At 63.7% G+C, this 13,341-nt stretch carries 11 protein-coding genes; 4 read left to right on the forward strand and 7 right to left on the reverse strand.

What is annotated here, in order from left to right; all coding sequences use genetic code 11:
* Positions 1-44 precede the first annotated feature (44 nt).
* From cpdA to thiC, 4 genes are all read right to left on the reverse strand, one after another.
* Positions 45-851, reverse strand: coding sequence for a 3',5'-cyclic-AMP phosphodiesterase (gene cpdA, locus CRO06_RS01335; RefSeq protein ID WP_026948534.1), 807 nt, complete (start codon positions 849-851; stop codon positions 45-47).
* Positions 852-1,002: 151 nt separating this feature from the next.
* Complete coding sequence (locus CRO06_RS01340; RefSeq protein ID WP_014993031.1) at positions 1,003-1,452, reverse strand: DUF1249 domain-containing protein; 450 nt, start codon at positions 1,450-1,452, stop codon at positions 1,003-1,005.
* Positions 1,449-2,078, reverse strand: a complete 630-nt coding sequence (locus tag CRO06_RS01345) for an NUDIX domain-containing protein (RefSeq protein WP_022997204.1) — start codon at positions 2,076-2,078, stop codon at positions 1,449-1,451. The genes CRO06_RS01340 and CRO06_RS01345 overlap by 4 nt, the downstream gene beginning before the upstream one ends.
* On the reverse strand, positions 2,071-3,948 hold the full coding sequence (thiC, locus tag CRO06_RS01350) for a phosphomethylpyrimidine synthase ThiC (protein ID WP_022997203.1): 1,878 nt from the start codon (positions 3,946-3,948) through the stop codon (positions 2,071-2,073). The genes CRO06_RS01345 and thiC overlap by 8 nt, the downstream gene beginning before the upstream one ends.
* A gap of 248 nt (positions 3,949-4,196) precedes the next feature.
* Between thiC and CRO06_RS01355 the strand changes: the two genes are divergently transcribed.
* Positions 4,197-5,603 carry a TolC family outer membrane protein gene (locus tag CRO06_RS01355; RefSeq protein ID WP_026948533.1) on the forward strand — a complete coding sequence of 469 codons (1,407 nt, stop codon included), beginning with the start codon at positions 4,197-4,199 and terminating at the stop codon, positions 5,601-5,603.
* On the opposite strand, the gene waaA is transcribed toward CRO06_RS01355, so the two are convergent.
* A complete protein-coding gene (gene waaA / locus CRO06_RS01360; protein ID WP_022997201.1) occupies positions 5,549-6,826 on the reverse strand; it encodes a lipid IV(A) 3-deoxy-D-manno-octulosonic acid transferase in 1,278 nt (425 codons plus the stop codon). The genes CRO06_RS01355 and waaA overlap by 55 nt on opposite strands.
* Before the next feature lie 136 nt (positions 6,827-6,962).
* Between waaA and CRO06_RS01365 the strand changes: the two genes are divergently transcribed.
* A complete protein-coding gene (locus CRO06_RS01365; protein ID WP_097057557.1) occupies positions 6,963-8,171 on the forward strand; it encodes an FAD-dependent oxidoreductase in 1,209 nt (402 codons plus the stop codon).
* The gene (locus CRO06_RS01370) at positions 8,171-8,956 is read left to right on the forward strand and encodes an aldo/keto reductase (RefSeq protein ID WP_097057558.1); all 786 of its coding nucleotides are present in this window, start codon (positions 8,171-8,173) and stop codon (positions 8,954-8,956) included. Before CRO06_RS01365 ends, CRO06_RS01370 begins: the two co-directional genes overlap by 1 nt.
* 61 nt (positions 8,957-9,017) lie before the next feature.
* Here CRO06_RS01370 and CRO06_RS01375 read toward each other — a convergent pair whose 3' ends face one another.
* Entirely contained in the window at positions 9,018-10,547 is a 1,530-nt protein-coding gene (locus CRO06_RS01375; RefSeq protein WP_097057559.1) for a flavin-containing monooxygenase, read from the reverse strand.
* A gap of 122 nt (positions 10,548-10,669) precedes the next feature.
* Between CRO06_RS01375 and CRO06_RS01380 the strand changes: the two genes are divergently transcribed.
* Complete coding sequence (locus tag CRO06_RS01380) at positions 10,670-11,680, forward strand: AraC family transcriptional regulator (RefSeq protein ID WP_055098680.1); 1,011 nt, start codon at positions 10,670-10,672, stop codon at positions 11,678-11,680.
* 116 nt (positions 11,681-11,796) lie between these two features.
* Here the strand turns inward: CRO06_RS01380 and hldE are convergent, their stop codons facing one another.
* On the reverse strand, positions 11,797-13,230 hold the full coding sequence (gene hldE / locus CRO06_RS01385; RefSeq protein WP_022997196.1) for a bifunctional D-glycero-beta-D-manno-heptose-7-phosphate kinase/D-glycero-beta-D-manno-heptose 1-phosphate adenylyltransferase HldE: 1,434 nt from the start codon (positions 13,228-13,230) through the stop codon (positions 11,797-11,799).
* Positions 13,231-13,341: the final 111 nt, after the last annotated feature.

Here is a 13,341-nt window from a genome sequence, read left to right on the forward strand (position 1 = left end):
GCATAGCAAGGCGGCCGAATGAGTCAACCCGACCGCCGTCGGGGTCAATAGCCGTTGACGGTGAGATCCACGGTGAAGTGCATGCCCTGGACCCGGCTCACTCCGGATTCGATACGACCGTCAGGGTAAAGATCCAGCCAACGGTAGCCCGGGTTGCATTGGTCCAGGGCGAAGTCGGCGCTGTGTGGTTTGAATTGAACGCAGGTGCTGGGCACCGACAGCAAACGCACATTTTTGCGGCGGCTTTCATATTCCTGATGAACGTGCCCCCACAACACCGCCCGCACCTGGGGATGCCGGTCGATGATGCGGAAAAAGGCGTCGGAATTGGCCACCTGCTGCTCGTCGAGCCAGCGGCTGCCCATGGGCACCGGATGGTGATGCAGGCAAATCATCACATGGTGGTCACGGCTCTCCATCAGCGCTTGTTCCAGAAACACCAGGTCCCGGTCGAACAGCTCGCCAGGCACCTGACCGGGGATGGTGGAGTCGAGCATGATCACCCGCCAGCCGTCGACGGTGCCGACACAGGGGCTGACCCGGCCGGCTTCATCGGCGAGCATGGCGCGCATGGGGTGGGTTTCGTCGTGGTTCCCTTCGAGCCAGTAGACCGGCACCCCGAAGGCCCGCAGCGCCTTCTTGAGGCGCGTATAAGACGCCTCGGAGCCGTCCTGGGACAGGTCCCCGGTGGCCAGGATCGCCCGCATGTCCGGCTGCTCGGCGCGAACCAGACGAAGAACGGTCTCCAGACTGTGCTGCGTATTCAACCCCAGCATGGTGCTGCCCGGGTCAGCGAACAGGTGGAAGTCCGACAGTTGCACCACCCGAACGGGTGTTACCGGTTGCGACAAGGTACGCGCTCCCGCTGTTTGTAGTGATCCGTTTTACCCTCAAGCGCCGTGGCGCCCATCCCATGCGTCGCCGGCCCCTTCCCCAAGCGGCCGAACCACGCGGAACTTATAACGCAACCATTACAGGATTGACCAGGAACCTGGTTCCGTTTCAGGAACCGGCCGCCGGCCATACCGGGGCGGCACTGCGTCCATGGTCGCTGACGTGGGTGAGCCATTCACCGAGAAAGCGATTCCATTGCGCCTTTTCGTCGCGCTGATGCATGTCGGGGTTGGGATAGGGATAGCGGGCGCTGACGCGGCGGAACCGGCTGGCTTCGGTGACTTCCGCCACCCGCGCGTCGTGGTAGAGCCGCACGGTGAGACGCTGCCCCGGCATGGCTTCGTGCAGTCCCTGATCCTCCAGCCGCAAAATGGTGGTATAGGGCGCGCGCTCCAATACCCGGATGTTCAGCGTGCGGGGCCGTTCGGCCCCCAGCGACAGATCCAGGCTGTCCTGTTCACCCAGAGCCCGGATCAACGGTAGAAGGCGGGCATAGTTCGCCTCGCACTGCGCCATCAGATCACGAAAGTTCAGGCGATAGCGGCGAGATACGGTCATCCCCGCCACTCCCGGTCCAGGGCATCCCGATGTAACAGCAGCCATTGCAGGGTGATCAGAGAGGCGGCGTTATCCACCCGCCCGCTTTCCAGCAGCGCCGGGATCTCCGTCACCGGCAGTGTCGTCGCCAGAATGTCCTCACCTTCCTCGGCGCAACCATGGACACCACCGGCACCGGCCAGATCGGCGCGGGCGACGAACAAATGCAGCCGCTCATTGGTGCCGCCGGGGCTGGGCATGTAGCTGAGCACAGGGCGCATCTCGCCGAGCTCGATCCCCGCCTCTTCCATCGCCTCGCGGCGCACCAATTGCTCCACCGGCTCGCCCTCCTTGTCGGCGATACCGGCGATCATTTCCAGGCACCATGGGGTATCACGCCAGCCCAGGGCACCGACGCGGAACTGCTCCACCAGCAGGATCTCGCCACGCACCGGGTCATAGGGCAGCACCGCCGCCGCCGGCTGCCGCAGAAACACTTCACGGGTCAGCTCGGGGCCCCAATCGCCTTGATAGCGGCGATGGCGCAGGGTCAGCCGATCCACCTGGAAAAAACCTTTGAACGGGGTTTCCCGCTTCAGCACTTCCACATCGGCGGCGCTGAAGCGGGGGGCGCGGGAATTACTCATTGGCCTCATGATAAAGTTTGGAGCCCTGCTCAAGGAACTCGCGGGACTTTTCCTGCATGCCGGCACGGGCCTGGTCGACCTGTGCCTGTCCGTCGCCGTAGGTCTCGCGAACCTCCTGGCTGATCTTCATGGAGCAGAACTTCGGCCCGCACATGGAGCAGAAGTGGGCTACCTTGTGCGCCTGCTTCGGCATGGTTTCGTCATGGAATGCCCGCGCCCGGTCCGGGTCCAGCCCCAGGTTGAACTGGTCTTCCCAGCGGAACTCGAAGCGCGCCTTGGACAGCACGTTGTCACGCAACTGGGCGCCCGGGTGCCCCTTGGCCAGGTCGGCGGCGTGGGCGGCGATCTTGTAGGCGATGATGCCTTCCTTGACGTCTTCCCGGTTGGGCAGCCCCAGGTGCTCCTTGGGCGTCACGTAGCACAGCATGGCGGTGCCGAACCAGCCGATCATGGCGGCGCCGATGGCGCTGCTGATGTGATCGTAGCCCGGAGAAATATCCAGGGTCAGCGGCCCCAGGGTATAGAAGGGCGCCTCGTGGCAATGCTTGAGCTGCTCTTCCATGTTTTCCTTGATCATGTGCATGGGCACGTGACCGGGGCCTTCGATCATCACCTGAACGTCATGTTTCCAGGCGATCTTGGTCAGCTCGCCCAGGGTGCGCAGCTCGGAGAACTGGGCCTCGTCGTTGGCGTCGGCGATGGAGCCGGGACGCAGACCATCACCGAGACTGAAGGTCACGTCGTAGGCCTTCATGATCTCGCAGATGTCTTCAAAATGGGTGTAAAGGAAATTTTCCTCATGGTGCGCCAGACACCACTTGGCCATGATCGAGCCACCGCGGGAGACGATGCCGGTCACCCGGTTGGCGGTGAGCGGCACATAACGCAGCAACACGCCGGCGTGAATGGTGAAGTAATCCACGCCCTGCTCAGCCTGTTCGATCAGCGTGTCGCGGAAAATTTCCCAGGTCAGGTCCTCGGCAATACCGTTGACCTTCTCAAGCGCCTGATAAATCGGTACCGTGCCGATGGGCACTGGCGAGTTGCGCAGGATCCATTCCCGGGTTTCGTGAATGTTCTGCCCGGTGGAGAGATCCATCACGGTGTCGCCGCCCCAGCGGGTGGCCCAGGTCATCTTCGCCACTTCCTCCTCGATGGAGGAGGTCACCGCGGAGTTGCCGATGTTGGCGTTGACCTTGGTGAGGAAGTTGCGGCCGATGATCATCGGCTCGATTTCCGGGTGATTGATATTGGCGGGAATCACCGCACGGCCGCGAGCGACTTCATCGCGGACGAATTCCGGGGTGATCTCGTCCGGAATGGCGGCGCCGAAACTGCGGCCCGGATGCTGCGCCACCGGCAAGCCGGCTTCGCGATGCTCGCGCAGGCGCTGGCTTTCGCGGATGGCGATGAATTCCATCTCCGGGGTGACAATACCCTGGCGCGCGTAGTGCATTTGCGAGACATTGGCGCCCTGGCGCGCGCGGCGCGGCGCGCGGATATGCGGAAAACGCAAACCGGCGGTGGCCACGTCGGCGGCGCGGCGGCGGCCGTAGTCGCTGGTCAGGCCGGCAAGCTGTTCGCTGTCACCGCGCTCCTCGATCCAGGCGTCGCGCAAAGGCGGCAGGCCCTGGCGGATGTCGATACGCGCGTCGGGGTCGGTATAAGGGCCGGAAGTGTCGTACACCGACAAGGGGGGATTCTGCTCCAGTTCCCCGTTGGCCAGGGGGGTTGGATCCTGGCGGATTTCACGCATCGGCACGCGGATATCCGAGCGGCTGCCGGAGACATACACCTTCCGCGAACCCATGATGGGTTGGCAGGCCTCGTCGATGGCATTGGGTGCGGCATTACGTTGCTCGTCTGGCACGATCGGCCTCCAGGGCTACACAAACATGGGGGAGGCGAACACTATACGCAGCGACCCATTTACGGACAACCGAGGGCGCGACGAAGGGTGTGTCAATCCGTCTCGCTTGCCATTACCATACTGGCCAGTTCACCATTTCACCGTTACCTGTCGGTGGGGATCGAGCGCCAGCCCCGGCCGGGACAAGATGCCCGGCATGGCGGGCGCGAGACACAAGCCGGAACAAAAGAATGAGGAAGGAAACGCATATGAAGCGGAGCCCGCTGAAACCTCTGGCCCTGGCCATCACCCTGCTGTCCATGGGCGCCCAGGCCGCCGACCTGAAACAGGTCGCCAATGCCGCCTGGGATTACGACAGCACCTGGCGCGCCGAGCGGCAAACCTGGGAAGCGGAGCAGGAAACGCTGGTGCAGGGCCGGGCGGCGCTGCTCCCCACCATCGATGCCCGCTACGGCCGCTACCGCACCGACCGGGACATCGAGGAAGGTAATTTCAACCAGAAGTACGACTCGGAAGCCACCACGGTAACGCTGTCGCAACCGCTGTTCCGTCTGGACGCCTGGTATGGCTTCAAGGAAGCCAAGGCCGTGGTCTCCACCGCCGAGGCTGAATTCCAGCAAGCGCGTCAGGATTTCGTATTGCGCGTGGCTCAGGGCTACTTCGGCGTGCTGCGGGCCTGGGACACCCTGGTGTCGGCCCAGGCCGAGGAAAAGGCCATCTCCCGGCAACTGGAGCAAACCAACGAACGCTTCGAAGTGGGTCTGGTACCGGCCACCGAAGTGGAAGAGGCGCAAGCCGCCTATGACCTGACCAGGGTGAACCTGATCGTCGCCGAGCAGGACTTCGCCATCGCCCGCGACCAGTTGGAAACCCTTACCGGTCAGCGTTGGGAAACGCTGGCGGAACTGCGTGAGCAATTGCCAATGGAAGGGCCGCAACCGGCGGCGATGCAGGACTGGCTGGACAAAGCCTCGGTACAGAATCCCCAGGTGCTGGTGGCTCAGGGGAACGCCACGGCGGCCGGCTTCACCGCCGACCGTCAGTTCGGCGCGATGATGCCGCAGGTGGCTTTGGTGGGCACTTACTCCCATACCCACACCTCTCCGCGAGGCGACAGCGCGGTGGGCACCACGTCTTCCGGCATTACCCCGGATAATCACGGCACGGAAGTGGGCATCGAAATTTCCATGCCGCTGTTCCGTGGCGGTGGCCTCAACAGTCAACGCAAACAGGCCGCCCTGCGCGCCGATGCCGCCGACCAGCTGTACCAGCAGGCGATCCGTGACGTCACCCAGCAAACCCGCACCTTCTACCGCACGGTGGAGGCCGATGCGCTGCGCGTGAGTGCCCGCAAACAAGCGATCCGTTCCGCCCGCGCGGCCCTGGAAGCAACCCAGTCCGGTTACGAGGTGGGCACCCGTAACGTGGTCGACCTGCTCAACGCGCAACAGGCCTTGTATGGCGCGTTGCGTGACTACGCCAATGCCCGCTACGACTACATCCTCAACACCCTGAACCTGAAAGCCGCCACTGGCGAGCTGGATGTGGAGGACCTGGCGTCACTGAATGACTGGCTGTCCGATCAGGAAAGTCTGGATCTCTACGATCCGGACCTGGAAGGCCAGAGCGAAGCGCAAATGGTGATCCCGCGCTGAAGCGCCCCGCGGTTGGCGGCCACCACGGCCGCCGCCGCTTCCCCACGCCGCCGGCACTCATCGGCGTCGGCGAACAAAGCCGCTACCGCGCGCGCCAGCGCTTCGCTGTCCGCCACCAGCTCCAGGGCCCCGGCCTGATCCAGCAAATCGGCGATGGCGGTGAAATTATGCAGATGGGAGCCGCTCAGCACCGGCAACGACCAGGCCGCCGGTTCCAACAGGTTGTGTCCGCCCACCGGCACCAGGGAGCCGCCCACGAACGCCACGTCGCTGACGCCGAACAGCATCAGTAATTCCCCCATGGTGTCCGCCAGGTAAACCTGCGTCTGCTCATCCACCGTATCGTGCCGACTGCGCCGGGCGAGGCCAAATCCACGCCGGCGGGCCAGCCCGGCCACTTCATCAAAACGCTCCGGGTGGCGCGGCACCAGCACCAGCAACGCTTGTGGTTGATCCGCCAGAATCTGGCGATGGGCGGCAAGCACCATCTCGTCCTCGCCGGGATGGGTGCTGGCGGCGATCCACACCGGCCGTTGCGTGAACTCCGCCCTCAATGCCGAGGCCGCCGTTTTCACCGGGTCGTCCAGGGTCAGGTCGAATTTGACGCTGCCATTGACCTTGATCCGTTGCGGATCGGCGCCCAACTGGCGAAACCGTTCCGCCTCCGCTTCAGTCTGCACCGCCAGCACCTGGAAACGGCCCAGCATCGGGCGCACCAGGGCACCGAGCCTGGCATAGCCGCGATAGCTCTTCTCCGACAGCCGGCCATTCATCAGCATCAGTTTGGCGCCACGGGCCGTGGCGGCGGCGCACAGATTCGGCCACAGCTCGGTTTCCAGCACGATTACCAGCCGCGGATCGAAGGCACGGAAAAAGCGCCGATAGGCGCCGGGCAATTCCCACGGACAGTAGACATGAGTAACCCGGTCGCCGAACAACGCCCGCACCCGCTCCGAGCCGGTGGGCGTGGTGGTGGTCACGATCAATGGCGTTTCCGGGAAGCGCGCCAGCAGAGCTTCGATCAACGGCGCCGCCGCCAGGGTCTCCCCCACCGATACCGCGTGGATCCAAACGCTGTGTTTCAGCGTACCGGGGCGATATCCCAGAGCCATGCGCTCACGCCAGCGTTGCCGGTAGGCTGGCGCCCGCCGTCCCCGCCACCACAGACGCACGAACAGCAACGGCAGCAACAGATACCAAAGCAAGGTGTAGAAAAAACGCATAGAACGATCCAAACGGTGGCACGGGCGAGACGGTTGACCTTGAGGTCGCCGGCTATCATCCCCAGAGATGATCCACATCGGCATCCTTGACGGCGGCCTATGCTAGCATAGCCGCAACTTTTTCCGGCGGTGAGCCATGACTACCCAGACCCTAGAACCGGACGTTCTCATTTTCGGCGGCGGCGTCGCCGGCCTGTGGTTGATCAACCAATTGCAGAATCAGGGCTACCAATGCCTGCTGCTGGAAACCGGCACCCTGGGCGGGGCCCAGACCCTGGCCAGCCAGGGCATTATTCATGGCGGGCTCAAGTACGCCCTCGGCGGCGCCCTGTCCAACGAATCCGAGGCCATCGCCGGCATGCCGGAGCGCTGGCGCGCCGCCATGGGCGGCCAGGGTCCGGTGCCGCTGAATGGTCTTGATGTGCTCTCGGACACCCAGCATCTGTGGTCCGCCGGTTCCGTGGCCAGCCGCATGACCACCTTCTTCGCCAGTAAAATGCTGCGCGGCCGTATCGAGCGTTTGCGCCGCGGCGACTACCCTTCCGCTCTTGCCAACGCCCGTTTCAAAGGCCAGGTTTACCGGCTCGACGACCTGGTGGTGGATACCGAGAGCCTGCTCGATGTGCTGACCGCGCCGGTGCGGCCCCGCCTGTTGCGGGCGCCGGATTTAAACGGCCGGCTGACCTGGGATGAGCGGGGCATTCGCGAGGTGCGGCTCGATGGCGCCGTGATCCGACCGAAGTTGTCGGTGCTGGCCGCCGGCGAGGGGAACGCGGCCCTGCTGGACGGCGCCCACGCCCGGCATCTCTTCACCCAGGATGAGAGCCAGAGCCGGCCACTGAAAATGGTGCTGGTGCGCCACCGTCTCGGCCATTCGCTCTATGCTCACTGCGTCGGCGCCAGCAGCAAGCCACGCCTGACCGTCACCACCCACCCTCTGCCGGACGGCTCCCTGGTCTGGTATCTCGGTGGTGACCTGGCGGAACGGGGCGTGGAGCGCAGCGACGCCGAACAGATCGCCGCGGCCCGGACGGAACTCGACCAGTTGTTCCCCTGGCTGGACTTCAGCGGCGCCGATTGGGCCACCCTGGACGTAAGCCGGGCCGAGCCGCGCCAGAACAGCCTGGCCAAACCCGACAACGCCTATGCCCGCCGCGATGGCGACCTGATCCTGACCTGGCCCACCAAATTGACGCTGGCGCCGGATCTGGGCGATCGGGTCGAAGCCCTGATTCGCGACCACGGCCTGCAACCGGGCCCCGCCATGGCGCCGCCCGACAACCTGCCGCAGGCCCCTCTGGGGCAACCGTACTGGCACCACTGCTTCGCGCGGGAGAATCACTGATGGCGTTTCTGCGCCCGCTCGGCAACACCGGGCTGACCGTCAGCGCCCTCGGCCTCGGCACGGTGAAGATCGGCCGCGACCAGGGCGTGAAATACCCCAACGCCTTCACCATCCCCGATGACCAGGCGGTGCGTGAACTGCTGGCGCTGGCCCGGGAGTTGGACATCAATCTGATCGACACCGCGCCAGCTTACGGACGCAGCGAGGAACGGCTGGGACAGCTGCTGAGTGGCCGACAGGACTGGGTGATCGTTTCCAAGGTCGGCGAAGAGTTTGAGAATGGCGAGAGCCGTTTCGACTTTACCCCCGAGCACGCCATTGCCTCGGTGGAGCGCAGCTTGCACCGCCTCAACACCGACTATCTGGATTGCGTGCTGATTCACTCCGACGGCAACGATCTGGACGTGCTGCGTCAGGGCACGCTGGAAGTCCTGGCGGAGCTGAAACGCAAAGGGCTGATCCGGGCCATCGGGGTTTCCACCAAGACCGTGGAAGGCGGCCTGGAAACCCTGCGGCGGGCGGACGTGGCCATGGTCACCTATAACCTGGCCCACGATGAGGAACGGCCGGTGATCGATTACGCCGCCGAACACGGCAAAGGGATTTTGATCAAGAAGGCGTTCGCCAGCGGCCATCTTGATGCCGGCCACGCCGACCCGGTTCAAGCCAGTCTCGACCGGGTCCTGGGCACACCGGGCGTCGGCGCCGTGATCGCCGGCACGGTCAACCCGAAACACCTGCGGGAAAACGTGGAGAAAGCCCGCCGGGCAGTGGGCGATCTCTGACGCTGGGCGCGGACAACATCGCCGCGATTCGCTGCCAAGGCAGCGAATCGCGAATGGCGTGTCAGACTCTCGCCGGCTCCCCTTGCGGTTGTCTCTCCGCCACCTTCTCCCAACGATAAACGGACTCGTCCAGGGAGCGGGTCTTCAGCCAGTAGCGCCAGGTGGAGTAAGGCCAGATCGCCACGTTGCGGCCATCCGCCTGCTGATACCAACTGGAACAGCCGCCGCTCTGCCACACCGTGCCCTTGAGATCTTTCTGCAACCGGTCGTTGAAGGCGTCCATGTCCGAGCGCTTCACGTCCAGATAGTCCACGCCGCGGCGCGCCACCGTGCTGATGGCGTCGACGATATAACGGGCCTGACACTCGATCATGAAGATAATGGAGTTGTGGCCGAGCCCGGTGTTGGGGCCGACCATCTGGAACATATTCGGATAACCGGCCACGCTGACCCCCAGGTAGGCTTCGGAAGCGTTGCGCCAGTCGTCCTGCAGACGATGGCCCGGCAGCCCGGTGATCTCGAAATCCTTCATATAGATGCGCGGATCCACCACGAAGCCGGTACCGAGCACCAGGCAGTCCATCTCCCGCTCGCTACCGTCACTGAACACAATGCTGTGTTCCCGTATTTCCTTCACCCCTTCGGTGACCAGCTCCACGTTGGGCCGGTTGAAGGTAGGATAATAGCGATTGGAGATCATGATCCGCTTGCAGCCCAACCGATAGTTGGGCGTCAACTTGCGGGCGGTGTCCTTGTCCTTCACCTGATAGCGGATGAACTGCTTCACCAACGGTTCCAGCAGCGACGCCAGGCGCGGATGAAAGATCGGCAGTACCCGGGACTCGTTGCTCCAGTACAGGCGCGCCCGATGCAGTTTGCGCAACAGCGGGAAGCGACGGAACCAGTTCTTGTCCCGCTGTGAATAAGCCCTCTCATCACGGGGGACGATCCAGCCCGGGGTACGCTGCACCACGGTCAATTGATCCACCTTCGGCGCGATCTCCGGCACGTACTGAATGGCACTGGCGCCGGTGCCGACGGACACCACTTTTTTGCCACCGAGATCGTAGTCGTGATCCCACTGGGAAGAATGGAACACTTTGCCTTTGAAGTTTTCCAGCCCTGGGAACTCAGGTATGGACGGCACATGCAGCGGGCCGGTGGCCAGCACCCAATGCTGACAATCGACACGGGTGCCGTCGGTGAGCCGCAGCGTCCAGCGGGCTCTCTTTTCATCAAAGTGGGCCTCTTCCACCTCCGAGTTGAAACGGATGTTGTCGTGGAGCCGGTGCTTGTCCGTGACTCGCAGGATGTAGTCCTGAATCTCCCGCCAGCCACTGTAACGGCGGGACCAGTCGGGATTGCCTTCGAAGGAATAGGAGTACAGGTGCGATTGCACATCGCAGGCGGCACCGGGATAGGTGTTGTCCCGCCAGGTGCCGCCTACCTCGGCGGCTTTTTCCAACACCACGAAATCCTCGATTCCGGCCTCCCGCAGTTTGATCGCCATGCACAGGCCACCAAAACCGCCGCCGACGATTGCCACCTTGGTGCTCAGCTCGCGAACGTCCAGGTTCACCTTACTGTTCATCTTGTTCTCCTGTTGGACACGCCATGCCGGCAGTCTAGCTTGGCGGCCGTCGAGGGGAACGTGTTAGGCTGACCCGGAAATTGATAATTCCGGCCACAACCCAGGCGCTTAACCAGACACTTATGTCACAACGCTCCGTTCTTGCCCTGATGTACACCCTGGATCTGTTGGAGCAGCGCGGCATCCAGTGCGCGCCGGTGCTGGCACGGCACGGCCTGGACGCGGCCAGGCTGGATCCCAACGGTGAAATCGAACGCGACCGGGAGCTGCGACTACTGGCGGAACTGCTGCCCCTGGCGGAGGACCCGCAACTGGGCATGGAGATGGGAAAGCGGTTCGGGCTGGCCGGCTACGGCCCGCTGACCATGCTGCTGATGACCAGTGCCACCGCCTTCGATGGCTTCCAGCTCGGCGTCCGCTATCAGTCCCTGACCTATCTCTACGGCGAGTTGTCGCTGGTGCCGGGTAGCGACACCACCGCTCTGATTCTGAAGCCGATCCCGCTGCCCGAGCCAGTACGCCGCATTCTCATCGAGCGCGACATGGTCGGCACCTTCAAACTGGTCAACGATATCCAAACGCAACTGGGCCTGGATCTGACACCGAGGGAAGTCTGGTTGCCGCTACCCGAACCGGAGCACGGCGAACTTTATGAACAGTTTTTCCGCGCGCCGGTGAAGTACGACATGCCCTGGTGCCAGGCCACCATCAGCAACCGCGATCTGGCCTTGCCCCTGCCGGGCTACAACCGCACCGCCCATGAACTTTACCGCTCACAATGCGATGCTCTGCTGGCACGCCGCCAGAACCCCAGCGAACAGCTGGCCGACCGCGTCAGCGCCTATCTGGATTTGTTTCTGGAGGATTTTCCCGGCGCCGCCGAGGTGGCAATCACCTTTGATCTGCCGGAACGCACTCTGCGCCGCCGCCTCAGTGCCGAAGGTCGGCCGTTCCAGCAGCTTCTCGACGACGTCCGCCTGAACAAGGCCCTGAATTACCTGGCGGACTCCAAACGCAGCGTCGAGGACATCGCCCGCCTGCTCGGCTACAGCGAACCCGCCGCCTTTATCCGCGCGTTCCAGCGCTGGACCGGGGAAACCCCGGCCAAACACAGAAAAAGCAGTGAAAAGTGAACGATGAATAGTTAACAGCGAAAATCAAAGGCATTGCGATACCGCAAAGGCCATTTGCGTATTCACAACTCCCCGTTTTCACTGTTCATTGTTAACTATTCCTTATTCACTGTTCCCTATTCACTGTTTTTCCTGATTTTTTGCACGATATGCGTGGTGGAAATGTCCTCGACGAAGTCCAGTACTTCCACCTTGCCGCCGTAGGCTTTGACAATGTCGGCGCCGACCACCTGATCGACGGCGTAGTCGCCCCCCTTGACCAGCACATCGGGCTTCACCTTTTCCAATAGCGGTTCAGGGGTGTCGGTGTCGAAGGCCACCACATAGTCCACCGCTTCCAGCGCCGCCAGTACCGCCATGCGCCGCTCCAGCGGATTGATGGGGCGGCCGGGGCCTTTGAGCCGGGTGATCGAGGCGTCGCTGTTGACCGCCAGTACCAGGCGGTCGCCCAGACGGCGGGCGGAATCCAGGTAACCCACGTGACCGGCATGGATGATGTCGAAGCAGCCATTGGTGAAGACGATTTTCTCGCCCTGGGCACGGGCATCCTCGATCGCCACCAGCAATTGCTCCTCGGTCATCACGCCCCGCCCCAGGCCACCGGTCTGGTGCACCGCCCGGCGCAATTCCGGCGCAGACACCACCGCGGTACCCAGTTTGCCCACCACGATACCGGCGGCAATGTTGGCCAGCGCCACCGCCTCTTCCATGGGGCTGCCGGCGGCCAGCGCCACCGCCAGGGTGGAAATCACCGTGTCGCCGGCACCGGTAACGTCGAACACTTCCCGGGCACGGGCCGGCAGGTGCAATTCCGGCTTGCCGGCGCGGATCAGCGTCATGCCTTTTTCGCTGCGTGTCACCAACAGCGCTTCCAGGTCCAGACTGGACAGCAGTTCCTGCCCTTTGGCGACCAGGGTTTTCTCGTCCGGCACAGGCCCGACCACGGCTTCCAGCTCCGCCAGATTGGGCGTCAGCAGAGTGGCCCCTCGATAGCGTTCAAAGTCCGTGCCTTTGGGGTCCACCAGTACCGGCACCCCGGCCTGGCGCGCCAGCGCGATCAGTCCCTGACAATCCCGCAGCGCGCCCTTGGCGTAATCGGAGAGCACCAGAGCGCCGCAGTCACGCAGCCCCTGCTCCACCTCGGCGGCGAACGGCGCCGGGTCCTCGCCCTGGAACGATTCCTCGAAATCCAGTCTCAGTAATTGCTGCTGACGGCTCACCACCCGCAGTTTGGTGATGGTGGGCAGTCCCGGGATCTTCTGGAAGCGGCTGGTGACCTCGGCCGCGCCGAGCCTCTCCTCGAGCAGACGGGCGGCATCATCATCACCAGTGACCCCCACCAGGGAGGCCTTGGCGCCCAGCGCGGCCATGTTCAGCGCCACGTTGGCGGCCCCGCCGGGACGATCCTCGATGTCCGTGACCCGCACCACCGGCACCGGCGCTTCCGGCGAGATGCGCCCGGTGGGCCCATGCCAGTAGCGATCCAGCATGACATCACCGGCCACCAGCACCCGAGCCTGGCCGAAAGGGGGAATTTGCGGGTTGTGCATCACCGTCTCCTCGACGCCACCCTGCGGATGGCGACACAAGCCAATATTTGCCGCGCAGTGTAGCATAGGACACTGTCGGCACTGTCGCCCCCGGCGTCGCTGCCGGCCGCC

The sequence above is a fragment of the Alloalcanivorax xenomutans genome (assembly GCF_900217905.1).
GTDB lineage: Bacteria > Pseudomonadota > Gammaproteobacteria > Pseudomonadales > Alcanivoracaceae > Alloalcanivorax > Alloalcanivorax xenomutans.

Excerpts from the sequence above, each read along its gene's own strand:
- CRO06_RS01340 (WP_014993031.1), bottom strand. The coding sequence starts at position 1,452 with ATGACCGTATCTCGCCGCTATCGCCTGAACTTTCGTGATCTGATGGCG.
- CRO06_RS01345 (WP_022997204.1), bottom strand. The coding sequence starts at position 2,078 with ATGAGTAATTCCCGCGCCCCCCGCTTCAGCGCCGCCGATGTGGAAGTG.
- CRO06_RS01355 (WP_026948533.1), top strand. The coding sequence starts at position 4,197 with ATGAAGCGGAGCCCGCTGAAACCTCTGGCCCTGGCCATCACCCTGCTG.
- waaA (WP_022997201.1), bottom strand. The coding sequence starts at position 6,826 with ATGCGTTTTTTCTACACCTTGCTTTGGTATCTGTTGCTGCCGTTGCTG.
- CRO06_RS01365 (WP_097057557.1), top strand. The coding sequence starts at position 6,963 with ATGACTACCCAGACCCTAGAACCGGACGTTCTCATTTTCGGCGGCGGC.
- CRO06_RS01370 (WP_097057558.1), top strand. The coding sequence starts at position 8,171 with ATGGCGTTTCTGCGCCCGCTCGGCAACACCGGGCTGACCGTCAGCGCC.
- CRO06_RS01375 (WP_097057559.1), bottom strand. The coding sequence starts at position 10,547 with ATGAACAGTAAGGTGAACCTGGACGTTCGCGAGCTGAGCACCAAGGTG.
- CRO06_RS01380 (WP_055098680.1), top strand. The coding sequence starts at position 10,670 with ATGTCACAACGCTCCGTTCTTGCCCTGATGTACACCCTGGATCTGTTG.
- hldE (WP_022997196.1), bottom strand. The coding sequence starts at position 13,230 with ATGCACAACCCGCAAATTCCCCCTTTCGGCCAGGCTCGGGTGCTGGTG.